Source organism: Streptomyces sp. NPDC056160 (assembly GCF_042268205.1).
Classification (GTDB): domain Bacteria; phylum Actinomycetota; class Actinomycetes; order Streptomycetales; family Streptomycetaceae; genus Streptomyces.
The window spans coordinates 18888-41057 of record NZ_JBHJUW010000028.1; the positions used below are offsets into that span (position 1 = coordinate 18888).

Here is a 22170-nt window from a genome sequence, read left to right on the forward strand (position 1 = left end):
GCCTCAGGACTCCTTGACCGCGATGGTCTCCACCGTGTTCGCCACGTGCTCGAAGGCGTCCGCCGCCTCTTCCAGTACGTCCACGATCTGCTTGAGCTTCAGCACCTCGATCGCGTCGTACTTGCCGTTGAACAGGTGGGCGAGCAGCTTGCGGTGGATCTGGTCCGCCTGGTTCTCCAGGCGGTTCACCTCGATCCAGTACTCGGTGAGGTTGTCCATGGTCCGCAGGTGCGGCATGGCCTCGGCGGTCAGCTCCGCGGCGCGGGCCAGGACCTCGATCTGCTGCTCGACGCCCTTGGGCAGTTCCTCGACGTTGTAGAGGACGACCAGGTCGACGGCCTCCTCCATGAAGTCCATGATGTCGTCGAGGGAGGACGCGAGGGAGTAGATGTCCTCGCGGTCGAAGGGCGTGATGAACGAGGAGTTCAGCTGGTGGAAGATCGCGTGCGTGGCGTCGTCACCGGCGTGTTCCGCGGCCCGCATACGCTCTGCGATCTCGGCCCGGGCGGATGCGTCCGCCCCGAGCAGTTCCATCAGGAGTTTCGAGCCCGTGACGATGTTGTCCGCGGACGCGGCGAACATGTCGTAGAAGCTCGTCTCCCTGGGGGTCAGACGAAAGCGCACAAGGGGTCCTCGGGGTGCATCGGTTTCGGTCAGGGTGATGCTAAGCGCATCATCCGGCCACGGCTAAGGGGCCGTCCCCCAGTGTCGCCCATCAGGCACAGTGGTCGGCACGGGGGCGGTGCAAGGGGCCGGTACCCCGGAAAATTCGGTACGATATACCCGCCAGGGGTATGCCTTCCGGGTTTCTGTTTGTTTTCCGTTCCGAGCGGGAGGACGCGATGACGACCACCGAGGCCGGCGCGACGGCGCCCTCCGGGATCACCGGGCCGGAGAACACCGCCCCGCCGGGGAGCGCGGGTGACGAGCACGTCACGCACGGCTACCACAAGCAGAAGGGTGAGCACCTCAAGCGGCTGCGGCGGATCGAGGGGCAGATCCGCGGGCTGCAGCGCATGGTCGACGAGGACACCTACTGCATCGACATACTGACGCAGGTGTCCGCCTCCACCAAGGCCCTGCAGTCCTTCGCGCTGCAACTGCTGGAGGAGCACCTGCGGCACTGTGTCGCCGACGCGGCCGTCAAGGGCGGCACCGAGATCGACGCGAAGGTCGAGGAGGCCACCAAGGCCATCGGACGGCTGCTGCGCACCTGAGGGGGCGCGGGTCCGGGGGGTGCGTGACGGGGATCACCGGCGGCGGGGTCTCCGTCCGGCGCGGGACGGCGGCCGTGGAGGTCAGCGGCCGGGTGGGGGAGCCGGTGTCCGGCGCGGGTCACCGGCGGCCGACGGAGGGTCTGCGTCCGGTGCGGGTCACCGGCCGGCGGGGGCGTGGCGCTCCTCGGCCACCCGCAGCACCTCGTCGATGTACTCCAGGCTGAGCCGCTCCCGGGCCGCCGAGGCGGCGATGATCAGCTCGCCGCACAGTTCGATCTCGGCCAGGGCCACGTGGTCCTGAACCGCCCTACCGCCGACCGGAGCCACGTGCATCACCTCTTCCCCGCGTCACCGGATTCGGCGACAACAGACCTAGAGTAGGGAGCCGTCCACGGCCCGCGCATGGCACGGAAGGGCTAGTTCGCCGGTCATTTCCGGCCCCGGGGCCCGGGGCGGCGCGCGCTCACTCCTCGGCCACCCGGCCGGTGTAGATGTCTCCCGCGCGGGGCAGCGTCACGGTCACCGGGGTCCCGAAGGCGTACAGCAGCGTGGTGGAGAACACCTCCACCGTGCCCTTGCGGCGGGCGTTGACGAAGGCGAAGCTCTGCCGGAGCTTGCGGACGCGGCCCGCGTCGTCGAGGTAGACGTCGAACGGGACATCGGGGGTGGCGAACCCTTTCGCCGCCGCCCGCAGCGCGCCCTCGCCCGCCGCCGAGGCCGCGTCGGCCGCCACGGCGAGGTCGGCGGTGCCCCGGTAGTGCCGCACCGCCACTCCCGCGACCTCGGTCCGGCCCACGTACGTCGCCGTCCGCGTCCCGCGCAGCACCTCCGCCGCGGCGAACGGGTCGGTGGCGCCGCCGGTGACGAGGTTGCCGTCGGAGAGCGTGGCCGTCGCCACCCGCACCCACTTGTCGGCGGGTACGCCCGCGCCCCGGTTCTTCATGAACAGCGCGCCCGGGGCGAGGAGTTCGACGATCGGCGGGTGCCCGCTGGTCCCGGCCGGGTCCTGCGGCAGGATCACCGTCAGCTGCCCGCGCTGGGCGCGGAAGTCGTAGGCGCCCTCGCCGCGGATCGTCACGCGGGTCCCGCCGGCCGCCATCTCCATCGACGTACGCGTCTGGGAGGTGCCCGCCTGCAGCAGCGCGTCGGGGGCCTGGCGCAGGGTGCGCACCGGGTCGTCGGCGGCGCGGGCGTCCTCGGCGGCCACGCCCCTGCCGGAGCATCCCGTGGCGCCCGCGCCGAGCAGGAGCCCCGCCGCGAGCACCGCCGCCCCGCTCGCCTGCCGCCACCGCTGCGTCATCGCCTGCCTACCCCCAGCTGCCGCGTCCGTACCGGGCCCCTGTCGTCCGGTTAACGACGGGTAGGGAGCCCCGTCACGCGCCGGGCCGCCCGGTGGCGAGCCGTCACCGGCCGTTCATCCCGGGTGGGTAGCGTGGCCCGCGTGGCGCAGGACGAACCCCGGCAGGGGGAACACCGCACGACGACCGCCGAACAGGGCCGCTTCTGTCTGGCCCGCTGCACCTGCGGCTGGCGCGGTCCCGCCCGCCGGGCGCGCAGCCTGGCCCGCACGGACGCGGAGGCTCACGCGCGCGACGCCTGAGTGGCCCGGGGCCCTGCTCCCCTGGTGTGCGCAGCAGTTGGCCGCCGAGGTCACGGTCGCGGGTCCGGGCGAGGCGGTCGCCGACGAGGCGTGAGCGGGTCCTCACCGTGCTTCGGCTTGCCCTGGGGGCAGGACCGGTCGTCGTGCTTCGGCCGGTGCACCGGGCCGAGTCCGAGGCCGGCGCCGGCCGGCGAGCGGCGCCACAGGAGGCAGTCCGCCGCCAGGGCGACGGTGTCCTCGGGGACGTCACCGGGCGTGCCACCGCCCTCTCAGCCGGCGGCCACGGTCTGTCTGAGCCAGCACTGCTGGAAGGCGAACCGGGCCGCCTCCACCTCGTGCCGCTGGTCGGCGTGGAGCACGCCGAGCGCGTACGCCGTCGCCGGGGCGATGCGCGGGGTGCGGGCGGCCGAGGACGCCGCGGCCGCCGCCTCCGAGGCGTCGCGGTGCCGGTCGAGCGCCCGGCCGGCCTCCGGCAGCCGTGCGTCGGCGGGGGCCCGGGTGGTGCCCGGGGCGCCGAGCAGGGCCTCCTGGGCGTAGCGGTGCAGGCGCAGCAGCAGGCGCACCTGGTGCCAGGGGGCGTCCTGCGGGTGCGGGGACGGGTCCGGGGACAGGCCGTGGACCAGGGCCGCCGCGTTGTAGGGGCTGCCCGCGGTGACCAGCGGCAGGGCGGCGACCGCGTCCGCGAGGCGTTCCTCGGCGGCCGCGGCGAGGGGACGCAGGTCCGTGGCGTGCGCGGTGGGGGTGAGGGGGACGTCGCTGGCGAGGACGGCGACCTTGTCGGCGACGGCGTGGAAGCGGCTCGACCCCAGTGCCTGGAGGGCCGTGGAGTGGGCGCGGGTACGGGCCAGGGTGAGCTGACGGTCCAGCAGGGCGCCCGCCTTGGCGGCGCCCACGGCGAGGCTGCCGCGGTCCGGGGCGGCCGGCTGCGGCGGGTGGTTCACGGCGCGGGCGGCCGTCCCCGCTCGCGGGCCCGCCGCTGCTCCCGTGCCCGCCGCGCCCGCGCCCGTGCCCGCGGTCGCCGCCGCGGGAGTCGGGAAGTCCGCCGGTCCGGCGGGTCCGGCCGGCCTGGCGGGTCCGGCGGGCCCCGAGAGCCTGGTCAGGGCGGTGAGGAGCCGGTCCAGGCGGGCCTGGCAGGCGTGTTCGCGGGCCAGGGTGCCCGAGAGCCAGGCCAGTTCCGGGCGCAGTTCCTCCGCCCAGGTCTCGTCCAGCACGCCCCGGAAGGTGTGCAGGCTGCCGCTGATGCGGCGGGCGGAGCGGCGCAGGGCGCGCGCCGCATCGGCGGCCTCCTCGCCGTTGCCCGCCGCGGGGCCGGCCTCGCGGTGCAGGCGCAGCGCGCGCAGGAACTCCGTGGCCTGGGCCCGCAGATAGGCGGCGAGGCCGTCCGCGGTGGGTGCGCCGCCGGGCCCCTGGGGCGCGGGGGGCGGCACGGCGGCAGTGGGCCGGTGCGTCGGGTCAAGGTGTTGCTGTGCCACGCCGGCGCCTCCGGGCGTCTATGAGCGTCTCCTGGATGTTGCGCAGGGGCTGGCCGTCCGCGTCGCTCGCGTGCCGGGTCCAGTCGCCGTCCGGGCCGAGGTGCCAGGAGGCGGTGGTGTCGGACATGCCCGTTTCCAGCAGCCGGTTGAGGGTGGCCCGGTGGGCGGGGTCGGTGACCCGGACCAGGGCCTCGATCCGGCGGTCGAGGTTGCGGTGCATCATGTCGGCGCTGCCGATCCACACCTCGGGCTCCCCGCCGCCCCCGAAGGCGAAGACCCGGGAGTGTTCGAGGAAGCGGCCGAGGATCGAGCGGACGCGGATGTTCTCCGACAGGCCCGGTACGCCGGGGCGCAGGGCGCAGATGCCGCGCACCCACACGTCGACGGGGACGCCCGTCTGGGAGGCGCTGTAGAGCGCGTCGACGACGGCCTCGTCCACCATGGAGTTGACCTTCACGCGGATGAAGGCGGGCCGGCCGGCGCGGTGGTGCTGGATCTCCTTGTGGATGCGGGAGACCAGGCCGTCGCGCAGGGATTTGGGGGCGACGAGGAGGCGGCGGTAGGTCTCGCGGCGGGAGTAGCCGGAGAGCCGGTTGAACAGGTCGGAGAGGTCCGCGCCGACCTGCGGGTCGGCGGTGAGCAGTCCGAGGTCCTCATACAGCCGGGCGGTCTTGGGGTGGTAGTTGCCGGTGCCGACGTGGCTGTAGCGGCGCAGTGTGTCGCCGCCTTCCTGACGGACCACCAGGGACAGCTTGCAGTGGGTCTTCAGGCCGACCAGGCCGTAGACGACGTGGCAGCCGGCCTCTTCGAGCTTGCGCGCCCACTTGATGTTGGCGTGTTCGTCGAAGCGGGCCTTGATCTCGACCAGGACGAGGACCTGTTTGCCGGACTCGGCGGCGTCGATGAGCGCGTCGACTATGGGGGAGTCGCCCGACGTCCGGTACAGGGTCTGCTTGATGGCGAGGACGTCGGGGTCGGCGGCGGCCTGCTCCAGGAAGGCCTGCACGGAGGTGGAGAACGAGTCGTAGGGGTGGTGCAGGAGCACGTCGCGGCTGCGCAGCGCGGCGAAGATGTCCGGCGGGGAGGCCGATTCGACCTCGGCGAGGTCGCGGTGGGTGCCGGCGACGAACTTGGGGTACTTCAGCTCGGGCCGGTCCAGGCTGTGGATGCGGAAGAGGCCGGTGAGGTCGAGCGGACCGGGCAGCGGGTAGACCTCGGCCTCGCTGATCTTCAGCTCGCGCACCAGCAGGTCGAGCACCTCGCGGTCGATGGACTCCTCGACCTCCAGGCGCACCGGCGGCCCGAAGCGGCGCCGCATCAGTTCCTTCTCCAGGGCCTGGAGGAGGTTCTCGGCGTCGTCCTCCTCGACCTCCAGGTCCTCGTTGCGCGTGAGCCGGAAGGTGTGGTGCTCCAGGACCTCCATGCCCGGGAACAGCTCCTCCAGGTGGGCGGCGATGACGTCCTCCAGGGGGACGTAGCGGCCGGGGGAGCTTTCCAGGAAGCGGTTGAGCAGCGGCGGGACCTTGACGCGGGCGAAGTGGCGGTGGCCGGTGACCGGGTTGCGCACGACGACGGCCAGGTTGAGGGAGAGGCCGGAGATGTACGGGAAGGGGTGCGCGGGGTCGACGGCCAGCGGGGTCAGCACGGGGAAGATGCGCTGGCGGAAGAGGGTGAACAGGCGGGCCTGTTCCTTCTCGGTCAGCTCGCTCCAGCGGGCCAGCTCGATGCCCTCCTCCGCGAGGGCGGGGGCGACGTCCTCCTGGTAGCAGGCGGCGTGGCGGGCCATGAGTTCGCGGGAGCGGGCCCAGATCATCTCCAGCACCTCGCGGGGCTGGAGGCCGGAGGCGGAGCGGGTGGCGACACCGGTGGCGATACGGCGTTTGAGGCCGGCGACGCGGACCATGAAGAACTCGTCCAGGTTGCTGGCGAAGATCGCGAGGAAGTTGGCCCGCTCCAGCAGGGGCGTGTCCGGGTCCTCGGCCAGTTCCAGGACGCGCTCGTTGAAGGCGAGCCAGCTGCGCTCCCGGTCGAGGAAGCGTCCCTGTGGGAGCTGGTCCTCGCCGTCCCGTACCTCCTCGTAGACGTCGAGGTCGGCGTCGAGGTCGGGGTCCAGGTCGGAGACGGCCGCGGCCACGGTGTGCGGCCGGTGGGCCGCCAGGGAGCCCACGGAGGGCTGGGGGTGAGGGGCCTGCTGCGCTGCTGCCTGGGTGTCTGGCTGGCTCATGAATCCATTCTTCCGCGCGGCGAGGGCGCCAGGCGCGTCGGAAGGCGCGGGCGGGAGCGCGGCTGCGGACCCCTCGGGGGGCGGCGGAGGCTCGGGCACGGCGGGTTTCATTGGGCGAGCGTCGCAAGCCTGTCTGAATCACCGGTTACGGAGACATGACGTGCGGGATAGCGGGGGGCGGCCCGCAGGGGGGCGGCCGGTGGCCCGCCCCGGTCGCGCCCCTGGGACGCGCGGCCGCGTCGGTGCGCCCTTCCCGGGGCGGCCCGTACGTCCCTCCCCCCGTGGAAGGGACGTACGGGCCGCCGCGGTGCTCACGCCGTGCCGCGGCGCAGCACCGTGAACGCGGCGGCGGTGACCGCTGCCGTGACGGTGAGGACGATGCCCGTCTCCAGCAGGTGCAGCGGCCAGAAGTGGGACTGCGGGTGGTACGTGGCGACGTACCGTTCGCCGTTGCCGCCGGTCCGGAGCAGATAGGCGTCGCGGGGCAGTGCGACCGGGTGCGGCGAGGTGCGGGTGACGGCGGGCCACAGGTGGGGGCGGGCGGCCTCCAGGAGGAGGTGGAGCAGCCACATCGCGGCGAAGGAGACGCCGAGGGCGGGCAGGGTGCGGCGGACGAGCAGCGCGGTGAGCGCGCCGGCCGACAGGGCGCACAGGGCGTAGGCCACGGTGGCAGGACCGCGGGCCACGAAGACGTCGGCGTAGGCCCAGTTGTCGCGCATCAGGTCGCGGTGGGCCGCCCAGCCCCAGCGGTAGGCCAGGACGAGGGCGGTGCCGCCGAGGGTGAGGGCCGCGGCGGGCACGGCGAGCTTGGCCGTCAGCCAGCGGGCGGGGCTCACGCCCTGGGTCCAGGCGAGGCGGGCGGTGCCGGACTCCAGTTCGCGGCCGACGAGGGAGGCGCCGGCGAACGCGGCCACCGCGAGGAAGCTGTAGCAGACGAGCGCGGCGATCCAGCCGGTCGGATCGCTGTAGTCGAGGGCGGCGAACGGCGAGGCGGAGGCGTGCGCCCGCTCGGCGGTGACCTCGTTCAGCCACACCAGCCAGCCGATCGTGCCGGTCACGAACGCGCCCCAGACGAGCAGGGCGGCGCGGTGCACGGTGAGGACGGTGCGCGGCAGGCCCTGGACGAGCGCGGTGCTCACGCGGTGGCCTCCTCGCGGGCGGTGGCCGCCGGGCGGGTGGTGCGCCGCAGGACGGTGAACGCGGCCCCGGCGAGCAGGCAGGCGAGGACCAGGACGAGGGCGCTGGTGGTGAGCTGCAGCGGCCAGTAGTGGGAGAACGGCTGGCTCTCGGTGTAGAAGCCGGTGGCGTGCAGCTTCGCGTACGTCCCGGCGCACACGGCCGGGTCCGGGGAACCGCAGCCGGGGTCGGGGATGTGCGCACCGGTGGCGGTGACCAGGCCGTGGCCGAGCTGGAGCCCGCCGCCGTCGTAGCCCTGCTCCAGGGTGGTGACGCGGGTGACGGCGGGCCACATGTGGGGCAGCGCCAGGCCGGCCAGGCCGCGCAGGCCGGCGGCCACGCACAGGCCGGTGGCCAGCGCGGGCAGGGTGCGCCGCCACAGCAGGGCGGCCAGCGCGCCCGCGGCGAGGGCGGCCAGGGCGAGGGCGACGGTGGTGGGGCCGTTGGCGTGCAGGGTCCAGGTGTCGGTCCAGTCCTTGGCGGTGTCGACCCGGCCGCGTGCCGCAGACCAGGCCCGGTTGTGCAGCAGCACCAGCAGGCCGGTGCCCACGGTGACCAGGGCGGCCGGGAGGGCCAGGCGGGTCGCCAGCCAGCGGGTGGGGGTGACGCCCTGGGCCCAGGCGAGCCGTGCGGTGCCGCTCTCCAGCTCGCGCCCGAACAGGGAGCCGCCGGCCCAGGCGCCGACCAGGAGCGGGAGCGCGTTGAGGGCGAGGGTGGTGTAGCTGTAGACGTCCTTGTAGCGCAGGATCGCGTCCTGGTCGTACGAGCAGCGCGGGGACATGCCGCAGGCGTCGTACTGCCGCCAGGCGCTCGCCGCGGCGTCGGCGAGCGGGCCCCACAGCCAGACCAGGCCGGCGGCGAGGACGACGACGAGCACGGTCCACGTGTACAGCGCGGGGCGGTGCAGGCGCAGCAGCCAGCGCACCAGGCGCGGCCGGCCGGCGTGGGGTCCGGCGGCCGCGGGGGCCGGGCCGGTCGGGGCGGTCGGGGCGGTCATGCGCGGTTCTCCTGGGTCGTGCGGTTCTCCTGGGGCGGGTGGCTCTCGCCGGACCCGTCCAGGGCTGGGGCCGAGGGGTTGCGCAGGTGCGCGAGGACGAGTTCCTCCAGGCTGGGCGGGCCGGCGTGCCAGTCCTCGGGCAGGGGGCCCCGGGGCCGGATCAGCGCGGTGACCCGGCGGCCGGTGGTGCGGGACTCGACGACGGTGTGCCGGGCCAGTTCGGCGGTGTCGGCGGGCGCGGTCACGCGGGTGTGCGCGGCCAGCAGGTCGTCTATCTCGCCGGCCAGCCGGACCCGGCCGCCGCCGACGAGCAGCAGGTGGTCGCAGGAGTCCTCCAGCTCGGCGACGACGTGCGAGGACAGCATGATCGTGGTGCCGTGCCGGGCGGCCTCGCCCATCAGGACGCCCATGAGGTCGTGCCGGGCCAGCGGGTCCAGGTCGGCCATCGGCTCGTCGAGCAGCAGCAGTTCGGGCCGTTTGCCCAGGGCCAGTGCGAGCGCGACCCGGGTGCGCTGGCCGCCGGACAGGGTGCGGACGCGGGAGCGCGGGTCGAGGTCGCCGGCGGCCACGATCCGTTCGGCGCCGGCCGCGTCCCAGCGCCCCGGGTTGAGGTCGGCGCCCATGCGCAGCGTCTCGGCGATGGTGAGCTGCGGGTAGAGCGGCTTGTCCTGGGCGACGTAGCCGACCCGGGTGCGGGCGCTCGCCGGGTCGGTGCCGAGGACGGTGATACGGCCCTCGCTGGGGGCGAGCAGACCGGCGGCGAGGGTGAGCAGGGTGGACTTGCCCGCCCCGTTGGGGCCGACCAGGGCGCAGACGCGCCCGGCGGGCAGCCGGAAGGCGCACTCGCGCAGCGCCCAGCCCTTGGCGCGCCGGGCGTACCGCTTGCCCAGCGCGGCCGCCTCGAGTGCCGTGCCGGTGTCGGTCATGACGGGTCTCCCTGGGGATGTTCTCCGCGCGGGGCGAAGTGTCGGTCGAGTACGGCGGTGAAGAGCGCGGCCACGTCGTCGCGGTCCAGGCCGGCCGCGCGGGCCCGCCCGGCCCAGCCGTCCAGCTCCGCGCGGAGCGGGGAGTCGTCGGCGGGGGCGGTGCCGAGCGAGCGGCGTACGAAGGTGCCGAGACCGCGGCGGGCCTCCACCAGCCCTTCGCGTTCCAGCTCGCGGTAGGCCTTGAGTACGGTGTTGGGATTGATGGCGGTGGCCTCCACGACCTCGCGGGCCGTGGGCAGCCGGTCGCCGGGCTGCAGGGCGCCCAGGCGCAGGGCCTGCTTGGTCTGCTGGACGATCTGCATGTAGGTGGCCACGCCGCTGTGCCGGTCGATGCGGTATTCGAGCACCCCGTGCACCACCCTTTCACTAATTGAGTAGTGAAAGGGTGGTGCAAGACGGCCGGGAAAGTCAAACGCCCGCGGCGCCCGGCGTACGCGGACCCCGGCCCGCAGTGAACCGGATCGCGGGGTCCGTCCGAAGAGGAGACGTGAGCGCAACGAGAAGCGACGGGGAACTGCTGCGGGCCATCGCGGCGGACCGGGACCGGCGCGCCTTCGAGGAGCTGTACCGGCGGTACGCGCCGTGGCTGACCGCGCGGCTGCGCGGACGCTGCGCCGACCCCGCGATGGTCGACGACGTCGTCCAGGAGACCTTCCTCGCCGTCTGGCGCGGCAAGGCCCACTACCGGGAACAGGCAGCCGCGGGGGACGCGGCCGGATGGCTGTGGCGGATCGGCTCGCGCCGCCTGATCGACGCCCTGCGCGGCGACGGCGCGCGCGGCCGGCTGCGCCAGGCCCTGGCCCGGCTGCGCCACCGCGACGAGGCCTCCGCCGAGGAACGCGTGCTCACGGGCGTCGAGCACGGCGACCTCGCCGGTGCCCTCACCCGGCTCTCGCCGGAACTGCGGGCGGTCCTCCAGGCCACCGTCATCGACGGACTCACCACCCGGGAGGCGGCCGTCCTGCTCGGCATCCCGCCCGGCACGGTCAAGACGCGGGCCATGCGCGCCCGCAGGCAACTGCGGGAGGCGCTGGCATGAGCGGCGGAACGACACCCCGGAAGACCTGGCACGTCGCGGACGAGCACCTGCGCGCCTACGACCGCGGCGAACTCGCCCCGCCGCTGCTGTGGTCCACCGACACCCACCTCGCCGGCTGCGCCGCGTGCCGGGCCCGGCTCGCCGCGCTCACCGACCCGGTGGCGCTGGAGGAGGGCTGGGCCCGGCTGGACGCCGAACTCGACGCGCCCCGCCCCGGGCCGCTCGAAGCGCTGCTGCTGCGCTGCGGGGTCGCCGACCACACCGCGCGGCTGCTGGCCGCCACCCCCGTGCTGCGCCGCTCATGGCTGATCGCCGTCACCGCGGTGCTGGTGATGACCGTCGCCGTGTCCGACACGCTGCGCTCGGCCGACTCGCCGGCCCTGTTCCTCGCGCTCGCGCCGCTGCTGCCGCTCGCCGGGGTGGCGCTCGCCTACGGGCCCGCCCTCGACCCCGCTTACGAGACGGCGGTGGTCGCCCCGCTGCACGGGTTCCGGCTGGTGCTGCTGCGCACGGTCGCCGTGCTGGCCACCGGGCTCGGCGTCAACGGCCTGGCCACCCTCGCCCTGCCCGGCTACGGGCTGCGCGCCCTGGCCTGGCTGCTGCCCGCCCTCGCCCTCACCGCCACCGGCCTCGCCCTCACCCCCCGGCTCGGCCCGGTCCTCGCACCCGCCCTGACCGGCGGCGCCTGGACGGCCCTCCTGCTGGTGGCCCGGGCGACCCGGCACGGCGACACGCCCCTGCCGCAGTTCACGGCGGCCGGCCAGGGCACGGCCGCCGCGGTCGCCGTCCTCGCCACCGTCCTCCTCTTCCGTCTGCGGGACCGCTTCGACCTGACCGCGCCCCGCACTCCCCACCCGGGCCTGCGGCACGGGGGACCGCCGTGACGCGCGCCCCGTCGCCCGCGCCCTCCCCCGCCCCGTCCCCCTTCCTCTTCCCGTCTCCCTCCCCGTCACCTCACCCGAACCGCACCGATCCTCCGTACAGGAGTGCCTCGTGACCCACACCGTCTCCGCCTCCGGGCTCACCCTCCGCTACGGCGGCACCGCCGCTCTCGACGACGTGTCCCTGAGCCTGGGGGAGGGCATCACCGGGCTGCTCGGGCCCAACGGGGCGGGGAAGACCACCCTGCTGCGGGTGCTCGCCACCGCCGTCCCCGCCGACCGGGGCGCCTTCACCGTGCTCGGCCACGACCCCGGCACCACCGACGGCCGCCTGGCGGTGCGCCGCCGGCTCGGCTACCTGCCGCAGAACCCCGGCCTGCACCCCGACTTCACCGCGTTCGCGTTCGTCGACTACGTCGCGATCCTCAAGGAACTCACCGACCGCGGCGCCCGCCACCGCGAGGTGCGGCGCGTCCTGGAGGAGGTCGGCCTCGGCGACGTGCGCGGACGGCGCATCAAGAAGCTCTCCGGCGGCATGCGGCAGCGCGTCGCCCTCGCCGCCGCGCTCGTCGGGGACCCCCGCTTCCTCGTCCTGGACGAGCCCACCGTCGGTCTCGACCCCGAGCAGCGGATGCGCTTCAGGGACCTGGTCACCCGCACCGGCGAGGACCGCACCGTGCTGCTGTCCACCCACCAGACCGAGGACGTCTCCATGCTCTGCAACCGCGTGGTCGTCATGGCCGGCGGCCGCGTCCGCTTCGAGGGCACCCCCGCCGAACTGACCGCGCGGGCCGCGGGCCGGGTGTGGAGCAGCACCGAACGCGACCCGGCCGCACGCGCCGGATGGCGCACCGGCACCGGCGACTTCCGCAACGTGGGCGAACCGCCCGACGGCGCCCGCCTGCTCGAACCCACCCTGGAGGACGGCTACCTGCTCACCCTGGACGCCTGCGGCACGAAGGCGGCGGCCCGATGACGACGAGCACCGCACCCCCAGAGGCCGCCTCCGTGACCGCCGCCGGCCGGACGCCCAGCGGCCCGCGCGTGCGGGCCGTGCTCGCCCTGGCCCGCGTCGAGAGCCGCGAACTGGCCCGCCAGGCCGTGGTCCTGCTCTTCTTCGCGGTGTACGTCGCCGCCACTGCCTGGCGGACGTACTCCGGCCACGCCGGCTGGCACGCCGGCCACGAGGGAATGGCCGACCACCCCGCCCTCCAGGACGCCGACCGGGCCACCCAGAGCGGCGCGCTGCTCCTCGGCGTCGCCCTGTTCGTCTGCGCCGACCGGGCCGTGCTGCGCTCCCGGCGCCGGGGCACCGAGGAGCAGTTGGGCGTCCTGGTCATGGAACCGTGGCGGCGCACCCTCGCCCACGCCCTGTCCGTCGTCCCGTTCGCGCTGTTCACCGCCCTCGTCGTCGCCGTCCGCTTCACCTCGGACGCGCTCAGGGCGGGCGCGGTCGGCCACGGTTCGGCCGCCGAACTCGCGGTGGCCCCGCTGACAGTGCTGCTGTGCGGGGTCGCGGGCGTGCTCCTGGCCCGGCTGGTGCCCTCCTGGTTCGCGGCCCTGCTCGTCGTCGTCGCCGGATTCATGGCCCCCGCCTTCCTCGGCGTCGGGGCGGGCGGCGCCCACTGGGTCCAGTGGCTGGCCCCGGTCGTGACCGAGACCGGTTCCGATCCCCTGCCCTCCGGCCTGGTGGGCCGCCCGGCCGCCTGGCACGCGCTCTACCTGGCCGGTCTGGCCGCCCTCCTGCTGGGCGCCGCGCTGCTGCGCTCGGGCGGCCGTACCGTCCGCGTCAAGGCGTTCGCCGTCCTCGCGCTCGCCGCGACCGCCGCCGGGATCGCCGGGCAGTCCCCGGGCCCCTCCGCCGCGCTCCAGGCGGCCCGCGCCCGGGTGTCCGAGCACCCGGAGGCCGTCGAGAGCTGCGCGGCGCGCGGGACGACGACGTACTGCGCGCTGCCCGAGTGGACCGGCCGCACCGACGCCTGGGCGAAGACCGCCGACCGCGTCCGCTCCCTGGCCGGCGGCACCGCCGCCACCCGGCCGCTGACCGTGCGCCAGCGCGTCGAGGCACGCTACGGACTGGACGGCGGCGGCGCCTACGACCCGCTCACCGCTCCCGGCACCGCCACGGTCGGCACCCGCTGGGGCGGCAACCGGGTCCCGGAGTTCTCCGTCGGCCTGGCCTCCGTGCTGGTCGCGGGCGACGAGCGGGCGGGCGCCGAGGTGTGTGACGGCCGTGTCGTCACCGTCATGTGGCTCGCCCTGGGCGCGGCACCCGACCCGGTCACCGCCCTGCGCGACGTCCGGCTCGACGACAGCCTCGAAGGCGGCAGTTACGTGCTGACGCCCACCGGCGGCCTGCGGATGAGCGCCGCACAGACCGAGGTCGTACGGGCGCTGCTGCACCGCCCGCGCCAGGAGGCCGCCTCGGCCGTGAAGTCCCACTGGGCCGAACTGACCGCGCCCGGCACGTCCACGGCCCGCGTCGCCGACCTGCTGGACGTGCCCGGCGTGAGCCACGCGAAGGGGGCCGGAGACGCGTGCGAGAGGTGAAGGACGGAAAAGGGAGCGGTACGCGGCGGGTGATCGGCGCGCTGCTGGGGCCGGTGTGGCGGTCCCTGCCGTGGCGGGTGCTCGGCGCGGCGGGCGCACTGGGACTGCCGGCCGCCGGGAGCGTGCGGCTGATGTCCGGCGCCGGCGGCCCGGACCCGGCTCTCGGGCTGGGGGTGCTGCGACTGGTCGCGCTGCTCGGCGGGTTCGGCCTGGCGTTCCTGTTCGACGACCCGGCCCGGGTCACCACCTCGGCGGTCCCCGTACGGCGGGCGCTACGGGCCGCGGTGCGCCTGGCGCTTATCGCCCCGCTCGCCGCGGCCTGGTGGACCGCCGCGCTGTTCCTCGTACCCGACGGGGCCCGCCCGCCGGCCGGTGCCCTCACCCTGGAGGCGGCGGCGGTCGCGGCGGCCGCCCTGGCGCTCGCTTCGGCCTCGGTACGTCTGCGTACGGAGCCGGCACCGGGCGCCGCGGTCGCGCTCGCCCTGCTCGCCCTCGCCGTCGCCGCGCTGCTGGCACCGGCCCGGTGGAACCCGCTGCCCGCCCCGGGCGACCCCGACTGGGCCGCGGCCCACCACTGGTGGACGGCCGTCCTGGGCGCCGCCGCGGTGATCTGCGCGGCGTGCCTGCCCGAGCCGCCGGCGCGGCGCCGCTGCGCCGCGCGCCCGAAGGCCGCCGGCGTCACACCTCCGTCCGGTACATTCAGACCTCCGTCCGGTACATGAGGTCCGTCTCGTACGTCGTGAAGCCGAGCCGCTCGTAGACCGACACCGCCGCCTTGTTGTCGGCGTCGACGTAGAGCATCGCGGTCGGCAGGCCACGCTCCGCCAGGTGGCGCAGGCCGGTCACGGTGAGCGCCTTGCCGAGGCCGCCGCCCTGCGCACCGGGCCGCACCCCGAGGACGTACACCTCGCCCAGCCCCTCCTCGGCGTGCACCTTGGTCCAGTGGAAGCCGGCCAGCCGGCCCTCCCGCTCGGCCAGGAAGAACCCGCTCGGGTCGAACCACGGTTCGGCCTTGCGGGCGTCGAGGTCCCGCTGGGTGAGGGAGCCCTGCTCGGGGTGGTGGGCGAACGCCTCCGCGTTCACGGCGAGCCAGGCGGCGTCGTCCTGGCCGGGCACGAACGCCCGTACCGTGACGCCCTGCGGCAGCACGGGCTCGGGCAGGTCGAAGTCGGTGAGCGGGCGCCGCATCTGCCGCAGTTCGCGGAACAGGGTCAGCCCGAGCACCTGTGCCAGGTGCCGGGCGGCGGAGTGCCCGCCGTGCGCCCACACCCGCAGCCGCTTGCCGGAGGCGGCGAGCAGCGCCGAGCCGAGCGCCCGGCCGTGCCCGTGCCCACGGTGCGCCGGGTGCACGACCAGTTCGGCGGCGGGCGCCTCCACCGGGTCGGTGTCCTCCAGCTGCGCGTAGCCCACCAGTTCACCGTCGACCCGCAGCAGCAGATGCGACACGCCTTCGCGGGCGCCCCCGCGCAACTGGAGCCTGCCCTGTTCGGACACCGCCTGCTGTCCGTCGTCGCGGGCCGCCGCGGACAGCAGAGCGAACACGGTGTCGGCCTGGTCCGGGGAGAGCGCGGAAAGGGTCTCCAGTGAGCGGGCGATCGGTGCGGTCTCGTCGCTGGTCATGCTTTTGAGAGTACAGAGCGGGCGCCGGGTCACGTGGGTGTCGGCCCGGTCCGTTCACCCCGGCCCACGGCGACGCGCGGCACCCCGGCCCACCGCCACGCGCGGCACCTCGCCCGGCGGCGCCGTGGCCCGCGGGGGCGCGGACCGTACGGGCCGCTGACGGGTGCCCGCCTGCGGTACGGGAACGCGGGCGGTGTTCGGTGACGCGCTCAAGGCAGTTCGGGGGGCGGGGTGGGCGCCCCCGGCAGGCGCACCGTCGCCACGGTGCCACCGTCCTGGGCGCGGGTCAGGGTGACCTCGCCGCCGGACTGCTGGACGGTGCGGGCGACGATGGACAGGCCGAGGCCCGAGCCGGGCAGGGCGCGGGCGCTGGGGGAGCGCCAGAAGCGGTCGAAGACGTGGGGGAGTTCGTCGGACGGGATGCCGGGGCCGTGGTCGCGGACCGTGAGGACGCCGGCCGTGAGCCGCACCTCGACGGTGCCGCCCTCGGGGCTGAACTTCACCGCGTTGTCCAGGATGTTGACGATCGCGCGTTCCATGGCCGCCGGCTCGGCCCGCACGAACCAGGGCTCGACGTCCGCCGTGATGGTCAGCTCCGGGCCGCGCAGCCGGGCGCGGCGCAGCGCCGCCTCCACGCTGTCCTGGAGCGCGATCACCTGGATCCGCTCGCCGCGCTGCCCCTCCGAACGGGACAGCTCCTGGAGGTCGCCGATCAGGGCGGCCAGTTCCGTCATCTGCGCCTTCACGGAGGCCAGCAGCGCCTTGCGGTCCGCCTCCGGCAGCGGGCGGCCCGTCTCCTCGCTGCGGGTGAGCAGTTCGATGTTGGTGCGCAGGGAGGTGAGGGGCGTACGGAGTTCGTGGCCCGCGTCGGCGATCAGCTGCTGCTGGAGGTCGTGGGAGGACGCCAGGGACGCGGTCATCGAGTTGAAGGAGCGCGACAGCCGGGCGATCTCGTCCTCGCTGTCGTCCTCGACGGGGATGCGGATGGTCAGGTCCTCGGTGCGGGCCACGTGCTCGACGGCCTCGGTGAGCTTGTCCACGGGCCGCAGCCCGGCGCGGGCGACCGCGAGCCCGGCGGCCCCCGCGCCGACGACGCCTATGCCGGAGACGAGCAGGAGCAGCAGGGCCAGGTCGTCGAGGGTCTTGTCGGTGTCCTTCAGCGGCGTGGCGATCAGCAGCGCGTGCCCGGGGTACAGCTGGGGACCGGCGGGGGAGGCGATGAGCAGCGGGGAGGTCAGCACGCGCACCGGGTTGCCCTTGGTGTCCCTGCCGTCGTGCAGCCGCTCGATGCCCTGCCCGGCGTTGCGGGCGATCTCGGTGTCCGCGCCGGTGACCCTGACCGTGCCGACGGAGTTGCCGAAGACGCAGGTCCCGCCGGTGGCGCTGATCACCTGGACGTAGTAGTCGGTGGAGCCGGGGCCGCGGTCGTCCGTGGTGCTGGGCGTGGTGGTGCAGTTGGTCAGCAGGTTCTCCACGCTCTGCGAGCGCACCGGGCTGCTGGCCGCCTTGAGGTCCGCGTCGAGCTGCTGGATCAGCTTGCCCTGGACGATGAACCAGCAGGTCACCGACACCGCGGCCACGCCGAACGCCACCGCCGCCGCCACCAGCAGCGCGAGCCGGGAGCGGATCGGCAGGGACCGGAACCGGCGCACCGCCTTGTTCACTCCGCGCCGCCCTGCCGCAGGACGTACCCGACCCCGCGCACGGTGTGCACCAGGCGCGGCTCGCCGCCCGCCTCGGTCTTGCGCCGCAGGTACATCACGTAGACGTCGAGGGAGTTCGACGACGGTTCGAAGTCGAAGCCCCACACCGCCTTCAGGATCTGCTCCCGGGTGAGTACCTGGCGCGGGTGCGCCATGAACATCTCCAGGAGCGTGAACTCGGTCCGGGTCAGTTCCACCTGGCGCCCGGCGCGCGTCACCTCGCGGGTCGCGAGGTCCATGCGCAGGTCGGCGAAGGCCAGCACGTCACCCTCGTCGACGTCGTCGGCCACGGCCGCCGCGTACGAGCTGCGGCGCAGCAGCGAGCGGATCCGGGCGAACAGCTCGTCCAGTTCGAAGGGCTTGACCAGGTAGTCGTCCGCCCCGGCGTCCAGGCCGGTCACCCGGTCGCCGACCGTGTCGCGGGCCGTCAGCATGAGGATCGGGGTGGTGTCTCCGGCGCCGCGGATCCGGCGGGCGGCGGTCAGGCCGTCCATGCGGGGCATCTGGATGTCGAGGACGACCAGGTCCGGCTGGTAGGCCCCCGCCTTCTCCAGCGCGTCCGCGCCGTCCACGGCGACCTCCGTGTCGTAGCCCTCGAAGGCGAGGCTGCGCTGGAGGGCCTCGCGCACCGCGGGCTCGTCGTCGACGATCAGGATGCGCTGGGCGGCACGGTCGCGGTCGTCACGGTCGCGGTCGCCGTCGGCGGGGCTCATCGGTCGTGGTTCCTCGGGTCGTTCGGGGCCGGAGGGGCCCGGCGGTGCGACCGGTGGGTCGCTTCCCGGGCCCGTGAGGGGATGCTCCCAGATTCGCATGTCCGGCACCCGTAAGGTGCGGCGCGCGGCCGCTCACGCCGCCACGGCCGTCAGCCGCCGCAGGGGCACCTTGTGGCGGTGCGGGCGCGTGGCGGGCCGGCGCAGGCCCATCAGATGGGGGACGGCGAGGCAGGGGACGGTCTGCGGGGCGCGACTCTCGGGGATGTCCGCGCGGGCGGTCGCGTCGGGGTTGCCGTTCTTCTGGTGCGCGAGCTGCTGGAGCATGACGTTCTCCTTGTCGTGCGGTGGTGCCCGTTCTGGTCCTGCGTGTCCTCTTTCGTCCGTGGTTCGGGGTACCGGGGTCCCGGTGCCGGCTCTGCTGTCAGTTCTGTGCGCCGGAGCGCAGCTTGGCCAGGTCGGCCTTGACGGTGTTGATCGGGATGGCGAAGCCGAGGCCGACGCTGCCGGCGCTGGAGGAGTCCGAGGCGGCCGCCGCCGAGTACATCGCCGAGTTGATGCCGATGATGTTGCCGTTGGCGTCGATCAGCGCTCCGCCGGAGTTGCCCGGGTTGAGGGACGCGTCGGTCTGGATCGCCTTGTAGGTGGTGGTCGAGGAGCCGGTGTCGCCGTTGAAGTGCCGGCCGCCGAACTCGAAGGGCCACTGGCCGTCGCCCTGGCCCTGGCCCTGCCCCTGGCTCTCGTCCGTGGACACGGTCACGTCCCGGTCGAGCGAGGAGACGATGCCGCTGGTGACGGTGCCGGTCAGGCCCTCGGGGGAGCCGATCGCGACGACCTGGTCGCCGACCGCCACACCGTCGGAGTTGCCCAGTGCCGCGGGCTTCAGACCGGAGGCGCCCTCCAGTTTGATCAGGGCCAGGTCCTTGGAGCTGTCGGTGCCGACCACCTGCGCGGTGTACGTGTCACCGTTGCTGGTCCGCGCCTTGACCGACGAGGCGCCCGCTATCACGTGGTTGTTGGTGACGACCTCGCCGCCGCTGCTGACGACCACGCCGGAGCCGGTGGAGGTCCCGTTGTCGAGCGTGGCGGTGATCTCGACGACGCTCGGGCTGACCGCCTTGGCGATCGCCGAGATGCTGCCGCGCTGGCTGGAGGGGACCACGTCGGTGCTGGTGCTGCTGGAGGCGACGGTGTCCGTGCCGGTCAGCTGCTGGAAGGCGTAGGCGGTGCCGCCGCCGACGGCCGCCGCGGCGATCGCCACTGCGGCGAGCAGCGCGAGCGGGCCCTTGGCGCGCTTTTTGGGGGCGGGCCCGGCCGGGACGGCGGGCAGGAGAGCGGTGCCGCCGTCGTGCCCACCGCCGTGAGAGCCGTGGCCGCCGTGAGAGCCGTGAGAACCGTGAGCGGTCTGCGCTCCGTACGCGTCGTACGGGGCGTACGCGCCGTGAGCGCCGGGCTCGGCGGCGGCAGGCTGCGCCGGAGCGTGCGCCGGGGGGTACGCCGGCGGGGGCGGCCACTCCGGGTTCACGGGCGAGGCGGAGCCGGTCGGGGCCTGTCCGTCACCCTGGGGGTACTCGTACTCGCCGCTGCGGCGGATGCTCTCGGTCATGTCATTGAGAGTGACCCGGGATCATGAGAGCTTCCTGAGTCCTCGCTGAAAAGCCCGACAGAACCTCGTATGCCCGATATAAGGAAGCGCCGCCATCGCGCCGCTGCGAGGAAGCGCCGCGCGGGCGTCGTCTCACTCGCAGCCGCCGAAACCGCTCACTCGCAGCCGCAGGAACCGCGTACCACCAGCCGTGACGGGAACACCTTCAGCCGCTCCCGCCGCGACCCGGCGACCCGCAGCCCGTCGTCCAGCACCAGGTCCACGGCCGCGCGGGCCATCGCCGACCGGTCCGAGGCGACCGTGGTGAGCGGCGGGTCCGCCAGCGCCGCCTCCTTGATGTCGTCGAAACCGGCCACCGCCAGTTCCCCCGGCACGTCGATGCGCAGCTCCCGCGCCGCCCGCAGCAGGCCGATAGCCTGGTCGTCGGTGGAGCAGAAGATCGCCGGCGGCCGGTCGGGCCCGGCGAGGACCTCCAGACCGACCCGGTAGGCGTCGTAGCGGTTGTACGGCGCTTCGAACAGGCGTCCCTCGGTCGGGAGCCCCGCCTCCGCCATCGCGCGGCGCCAGCCCTCGACGTGGTCGGAGACCGGGTCGCCCACGGCGGGCGTGTCCGCGGTGCCGCCCAGGCAGGCCACGTAGTCGTAACCGTGTTCCAGCAGGTGCCGTACGGCGAGCTGGGCGCCGCCCAGGTCATCGGTGACGACGGCGACGTCGTCGATGGCCTCGGGCCGCTCGTGCAGCAGCACCACCCGGGCGTCCCACGCCTCGATCTCGGCCGCCGCCAGGTCGTTCAGCGCGTGGGAGACCAGGATCAGCCCGGAGACCCGCATCCCGAGGAAGGCCCGCAGGTAGTGGACCTCGCGCTCGGCGACGTAGTCGGAGTTGCCGACGAGGACCATCTTGCCGCGCTCGGCCGCCGCCCACTCGACCGCGTGCGCCATCTCCCCGAAGAAGGGCTGGCGGGCGTCCGGGACGATCAGGCCTATCAGGTCCGTGCGCCGCGACGCCATGGCCTGGGCCACCCGGTCGGGCCGGTACCCCAGTTCCTTGATCGCGGCGAGGACACGCTCGCGCGTGGCCGGGGCGACCGGCCGGGGTCCGTTGTTGATGACATAGCTGACCACGGCGGTGGAAGTCCCCGCCAGTCTCGCCACGTCGTCCCGAGTCACCTTGGCCACGCGCGGAGTCTACGCGGATGGACACGCCCCGGGCAGGGAGTAACCGGTGCGTGGACGCGGGGCCGCGACGCCGTGCGCCGACGGGCGGTGGATCACCCGCGGGCGGGCGGTGGATCATGCGCGGGCGGGCGGTGGATCATCCACGGGCGGACGGCGGAGCATCCGCGGGCGGACAGATCACCGGTACGGCGTCCGGACCACCGGCCGCCCGGCCCGGTCGCTCAGGTCTCCGCGTGGACCGGCGCGCCCGTGGGAGAGTCGTCCGTGGTGCCGCGCCCGGCCGCCCGGGTCCTGTCCTTGGCCCCGTCCGCGGCGCGGTCCGCCTTCTCGGGCTTGTCCGGGATGACGAACCGGTACCCGACGTTGCGGACGGTGCCGATCAGCGACTCGTGCTCGGGGCCGAGCTTGGCCCGCAGCCGCCGTACGTGGACGTCGACGGTCCGGGTGCCGCCGAAGTAGTCGTAGCCCCAGACCTCCTGGAGCAGCTGGGCGCGGGTGAAGACGCGGCCCGGGTGCTGCGCGAGGTACTTCAGCAGCTCGAACTCCTTGAAGGTGAGGTCGAGCACCCGGCCCTTGAGCTTGGCGCTGTAGGTGGCCTCGTCCACGGACAGGTCGCCGTTGCGGATCTCCATGGGCGAGTCGTCGTTGACGATCTGCCGTCGGCCCATCGCCAGCCGGATCCTCGCCTCCACCTCGGCGGGTCCCGCGGTGTCGAGGAGTACGTCGTCGACGCCCCAGTCGGCGGTGACCGCCGCCAGGCCGCCCTCCGTGACGACGAGGAGCAGCGGGCAGCCGGGCCCGGTGGAGCGCAGCAGCTGGCACAGGCTGCGCACCTGCGGCAGGTCGCGCCGCCCGTCGATCAGGATGACGTCGGCGCCCGGGGTGTCCACGAGCGCGGGCCCCTCGGCCGGGGCCACCCGCACGTTGTGCAGCAGCAGCCCGAGGGCGGGGAGCACTTCCGCCGACGGCTGGAGTGCGTTGGTCAGGAGCAGCAGAGAACTCATCGAGACCCCCCTGTCAGGGTCGTCGTATGGTCGTGCACGGTTCGCTCGTCCATGGCGTCTGGTTCCTCCTCGGGTCCCTGCGAGGACGTTTCGCGGCACTGTTCGTCGCTTCGTCTGGGTGCGGACCCCGCGCCCCCGGGACCCGCCGCGGATCCCGGGCCGGTGAAGGAACCCAAGAGCCACTGCGCCCCCGGCGGCCCCCGTACA

23 protein-coding genes are annotated in these 22170 nt (G+C 74.6%); 7 read left to right on the forward strand and 16 right to left on the reverse strand.

The window, feature by feature from the left end; all coding sequences use genetic code 11:
- Nucleotides 1-3: 3 nt before the first annotated feature.
- On the reverse strand, nt 4-624 hold the full coding sequence (locus ACFC02_RS13235; protein ID WP_026252685.1) for a DUF47 domain-containing protein: 621 nt from the start codon (nt 622-624) through the stop codon (nt 4-6).
- Nucleotides 625-842: 218 nt separating this feature from the next.
- Between ACFC02_RS13235 and ACFC02_RS13240 the strand changes: the two genes are divergently transcribed.
- Nucleotides 843-1217: a metal-sensitive transcriptional regulator gene (locus ACFC02_RS13240; protein ID WP_376355956.1), complete on the forward strand. Its 375-nt coding sequence runs from the start codon at nt 843-845 to the stop codon at nt 1215-1217.
- Between the two features lie 156 nt (nt 1218-1373).
- Here ACFC02_RS13240 and ACFC02_RS13245 read toward each other — a convergent pair whose 3' ends face one another.
- On the reverse strand, nt 1374-1550 hold the full coding sequence (locus tag ACFC02_RS13245; RefSeq protein WP_360967576.1) for a hypothetical protein: 177 nt from the start codon (nt 1548-1550) through the stop codon (nt 1374-1376).
- A 130-nt stretch (nt 1551-1680) separates the two neighbouring features.
- The gene (locus tag ACFC02_RS13250) at nt 1681-2517 is read right to left on the reverse strand and encodes a hypothetical protein (protein ID WP_376355958.1); all 837 of its coding nucleotides are present in this window, start codon (nt 2515-2517) and stop codon (nt 1681-1683) included.
- A 141-nt stretch (nt 2518-2658) separates the two neighbouring features.
- On the opposite strand from ACFC02_RS13250, the gene ACFC02_RS13255 reads away from it, so the two are divergent.
- Nucleotides 2659-2817 carry a hypothetical protein gene (locus tag ACFC02_RS13255; RefSeq protein WP_376355960.1) on the forward strand — a complete coding sequence of 53 codons (159 nt, stop codon included), beginning with the start codon at nt 2659-2661 and terminating at the stop codon, nt 2815-2817.
- Between the two features lie 269 nt (nt 2818-3086).
- Here the strand turns inward: ACFC02_RS13255 and ACFC02_RS13260 are convergent, their stop codons facing one another.
- The 6 genes from ACFC02_RS13260 to ACFC02_RS13285 all read right to left on the reverse strand — a co-directional run bounded on the left by ACFC02_RS13260 (nt 3087) and on the right by ACFC02_RS13285 (nt 10019).
- On the reverse strand, nt 3087-4289 hold the full coding sequence (locus ACFC02_RS13260; protein WP_376355962.1) for a CHAD domain-containing protein: 1203 nt from the start codon (nt 4287-4289) through the stop codon (nt 3087-3089).
- The gene (locus ACFC02_RS13265) at nt 4270-6513 is read right to left on the reverse strand and encodes an RNA degradosome polyphosphate kinase (protein WP_376355964.1); all 2244 of its coding nucleotides are present in this window, start codon (nt 6511-6513) and stop codon (nt 4270-4272) included. Before ACFC02_RS13265 ends, ACFC02_RS13260 begins: the two co-directional genes overlap by 20 nt.
- Before the next feature lie 311 nt (nt 6514-6824).
- On the reverse strand, nt 6825-7652 hold the full coding sequence (locus ACFC02_RS13270; RefSeq protein WP_376355966.1) for a hypothetical protein: 828 nt from the start codon (nt 7650-7652) through the stop codon (nt 6825-6827).
- Nucleotides 7649-8686, reverse strand: coding sequence for an ABC transporter permease (locus ACFC02_RS13275; protein ID WP_376355968.1), 1038 nt, complete (start codon nt 8684-8686; stop codon nt 7649-7651). Before ACFC02_RS13275 ends, ACFC02_RS13270 begins: the two co-directional genes overlap by 4 nt.
- Nucleotides 8683-9612 carry an ABC transporter ATP-binding protein gene (locus ACFC02_RS13280; protein WP_376355970.1) on the reverse strand — a complete coding sequence of 310 codons (930 nt, stop codon included), beginning with the start codon at nt 9610-9612 and terminating at the stop codon, nt 8683-8685. Before ACFC02_RS13280 ends, ACFC02_RS13275 begins: the two co-directional genes overlap by 4 nt.
- The gene (locus tag ACFC02_RS13285; RefSeq protein ID WP_376355972.1) at nt 9609-10019 is read right to left on the reverse strand and encodes a GntR family transcriptional regulator; all 411 of its coding nucleotides are present in this window, start codon (nt 10017-10019) and stop codon (nt 9609-9611) included. Before ACFC02_RS13285 ends, ACFC02_RS13280 begins: the two co-directional genes overlap by 4 nt.
- Before the next feature lie 140 nt (nt 10020-10159).
- On the opposite strand from ACFC02_RS13285, the gene ACFC02_RS13290 reads away from it, so the two are divergent.
- From ACFC02_RS13290 to ACFC02_RS13310, 5 genes are all read left to right on the forward strand, one after another.
- The gene (locus tag ACFC02_RS13290; RefSeq protein WP_376355974.1) at nt 10160-10711 is read left to right on the forward strand and encodes an RNA polymerase sigma factor; all 552 of its coding nucleotides are present in this window, start codon (nt 10160-10162) and stop codon (nt 10709-10711) included.
- On the forward strand, nt 10708-11595 hold the full coding sequence (locus ACFC02_RS13295) for a zf-HC2 domain-containing protein (RefSeq protein WP_376355976.1): 888 nt from the start codon (nt 10708-10710) through the stop codon (nt 11593-11595). The genes ACFC02_RS13290 and ACFC02_RS13295 overlap by 4 nt, the downstream gene beginning before the upstream one ends.
- A gap of 109 nt (nt 11596-11704) precedes the next feature.
- A complete protein-coding gene (locus tag ACFC02_RS13300; protein ID WP_376355978.1) occupies nt 11705-12568 on the forward strand; it encodes an ABC transporter ATP-binding protein in 864 nt (287 codons plus the stop codon).
- Nucleotides 12565-14142 (forward strand): ABC transporter permease, encoded by a 1578-nt coding sequence (locus ACFC02_RS13305; protein ID WP_376355980.1) that lies wholly within the window; start codon nt 12565-12567, stop codon nt 14140-14142. The genes ACFC02_RS13300 and ACFC02_RS13305 overlap by 4 nt, the downstream gene beginning before the upstream one ends.
- Nucleotides 14130-14864, forward strand: a complete 735-nt coding sequence (locus ACFC02_RS13310) for an ABC transporter (protein ID WP_376355982.1) — start codon at nt 14130-14132, stop codon at nt 14862-14864. The genes ACFC02_RS13305 and ACFC02_RS13310 overlap by 13 nt, the downstream gene beginning before the upstream one ends.
- Here ACFC02_RS13310 and mshD read toward each other — a convergent pair.
- From mshD to ACFC02_RS13345, 7 genes are all read right to left on the reverse strand, one after another.
- The gene (gene mshD / locus ACFC02_RS13315) at nt 14842-15762 is read right to left on the reverse strand and encodes a mycothiol synthase (protein ID WP_376355984.1); all 921 of its coding nucleotides are present in this window, start codon (nt 15760-15762) and stop codon (nt 14842-14844) included. The two genes, ACFC02_RS13310 and mshD, sit on opposite strands and share 23 nt — an antisense overlap.
- A 209-nt stretch (nt 15763-15971) precedes the next feature.
- Nucleotides 15972-17426, reverse strand: a complete 1455-nt coding sequence (locus tag ACFC02_RS13320) for a HAMP domain-containing sensor histidine kinase (RefSeq protein ID WP_360967518.1) — start codon at nt 17424-17426, stop codon at nt 15972-15974.
- Entirely contained in the window at nt 17423-18178 is a 756-nt protein-coding gene (locus ACFC02_RS13325) for a response regulator transcription factor (protein WP_376355986.1), read from the reverse strand. Before ACFC02_RS13325 ends, ACFC02_RS13320 begins: the two co-directional genes overlap by 4 nt.
- A gap of 132 nt (nt 18179-18310) precedes the next feature.
- The gene (locus tag ACFC02_RS13330) at nt 18311-18502 is read right to left on the reverse strand and encodes a hypothetical protein (protein ID WP_376355988.1); all 192 of its coding nucleotides are present in this window, start codon (nt 18500-18502) and stop codon (nt 18311-18313) included.
- Between the two features lie 97 nt (nt 18503-18599).
- Nucleotides 18600-19781 carry a S1C family serine protease gene (locus tag ACFC02_RS13335; protein WP_376355990.1) on the reverse strand — a complete coding sequence of 394 codons (1182 nt, stop codon included), beginning with the start codon at nt 19779-19781 and terminating at the stop codon, nt 18600-18602.
- Nucleotides 19782-19936: 155 nt separating this feature from the next.
- Entirely contained in the window at nt 19937-20959 is a 1023-nt protein-coding gene (locus tag ACFC02_RS13340) for a LacI family DNA-binding transcriptional regulator (RefSeq protein WP_376355992.1), read from the reverse strand.
- A 221-nt stretch (nt 20960-21180) separates the two neighbouring features.
- Nucleotides 21181-21963 carry a response regulator transcription factor gene (locus ACFC02_RS13345; RefSeq protein ID WP_376355994.1) on the reverse strand — a complete coding sequence of 261 codons (783 nt, stop codon included), beginning with the start codon at nt 21961-21963 and terminating at the stop codon, nt 21181-21183.
- Between the last annotated feature and the right edge of the window lie 207 nt (nt 21964-22170).

What these genes read in the sequence shown, in the direction of transcription:
- ACFC02_RS13240 (WP_376355956.1), top strand. Translation starts at nt 843, where the DNA reads ATGACGACCACCGAGGCCGGCGCGACGGCGCCCTCCGGGATCACCGGG.
- ACFC02_RS13245 (WP_360967576.1), bottom strand. Translation starts at nt 1,550, where the DNA reads ATGCACGTGGCTCCGGTCGGCGGTAGGGCGGTTCAGGACCACGTGGCC.
- ACFC02_RS13250 (WP_376355958.1), bottom strand. Translation starts at nt 2,517, where the DNA reads ATGACGCAGCGGTGGCGGCAGGCGAGCGGGGCGGCGGTGCTCGCGGCG.
- ACFC02_RS13265 (WP_376355964.1), bottom strand. Translation starts at nt 6,513, where the DNA reads ATGAGCCAGCCAGACACCCAGGCAGCAGCGCAGCAGGCCCCTCACCCC.
- ACFC02_RS13275 (WP_376355968.1), bottom strand. Translation starts at nt 8,686, where the DNA reads ATGACCGCCCCGACCGCCCCGACCGGCCCGGCCCCCGCGGCCGCCGGA.
- ACFC02_RS13280 (WP_376355970.1), bottom strand. Translation starts at nt 9,612, where the DNA reads ATGACCGACACCGGCACGGCACTCGAGGCGGCCGCGCTGGGCAAGCGG.
- ACFC02_RS13295 (WP_376355976.1), top strand. Translation starts at nt 10,708, where the DNA reads ATGAGCGGCGGAACGACACCCCGGAAGACCTGGCACGTCGCGGACGAG.
- ACFC02_RS13305 (WP_376355980.1), top strand. Translation starts at nt 12,565, where the DNA reads ATGACGACGAGCACCGCACCCCCAGAGGCCGCCTCCGTGACCGCCGCC.
- mshD (WP_376355984.1), bottom strand. Translation starts at nt 15,762, where the DNA reads ATGACCAGCGACGAGACCGCACCGATCGCCCGCTCACTGGAGACCCTT.
- ACFC02_RS13325 (WP_376355986.1), bottom strand. Translation starts at nt 18,178, where the DNA reads ATGAGCCCCGCCGACGGCGACCGCGACCGTGACGACCGCGACCGTGCC.
- ACFC02_RS13330 (WP_376355988.1), bottom strand. Translation starts at nt 18,502, where the DNA reads ATGCTCCAGCAGCTCGCGCACCAGAAGAACGGCAACCCCGACGCGACC.
- ACFC02_RS13335 (WP_376355990.1), bottom strand. Translation starts at nt 19,781, where the DNA reads ATGACCGAGAGCATCCGCCGCAGCGGCGAGTACGAGTACCCCCAGGGT.
- ACFC02_RS13345 (WP_376355994.1), bottom strand. Translation starts at nt 21,963, where the DNA reads ATGAGTTCTCTGCTGCTCCTGACCAACGCACTCCAGCCGTCGGCGGAA.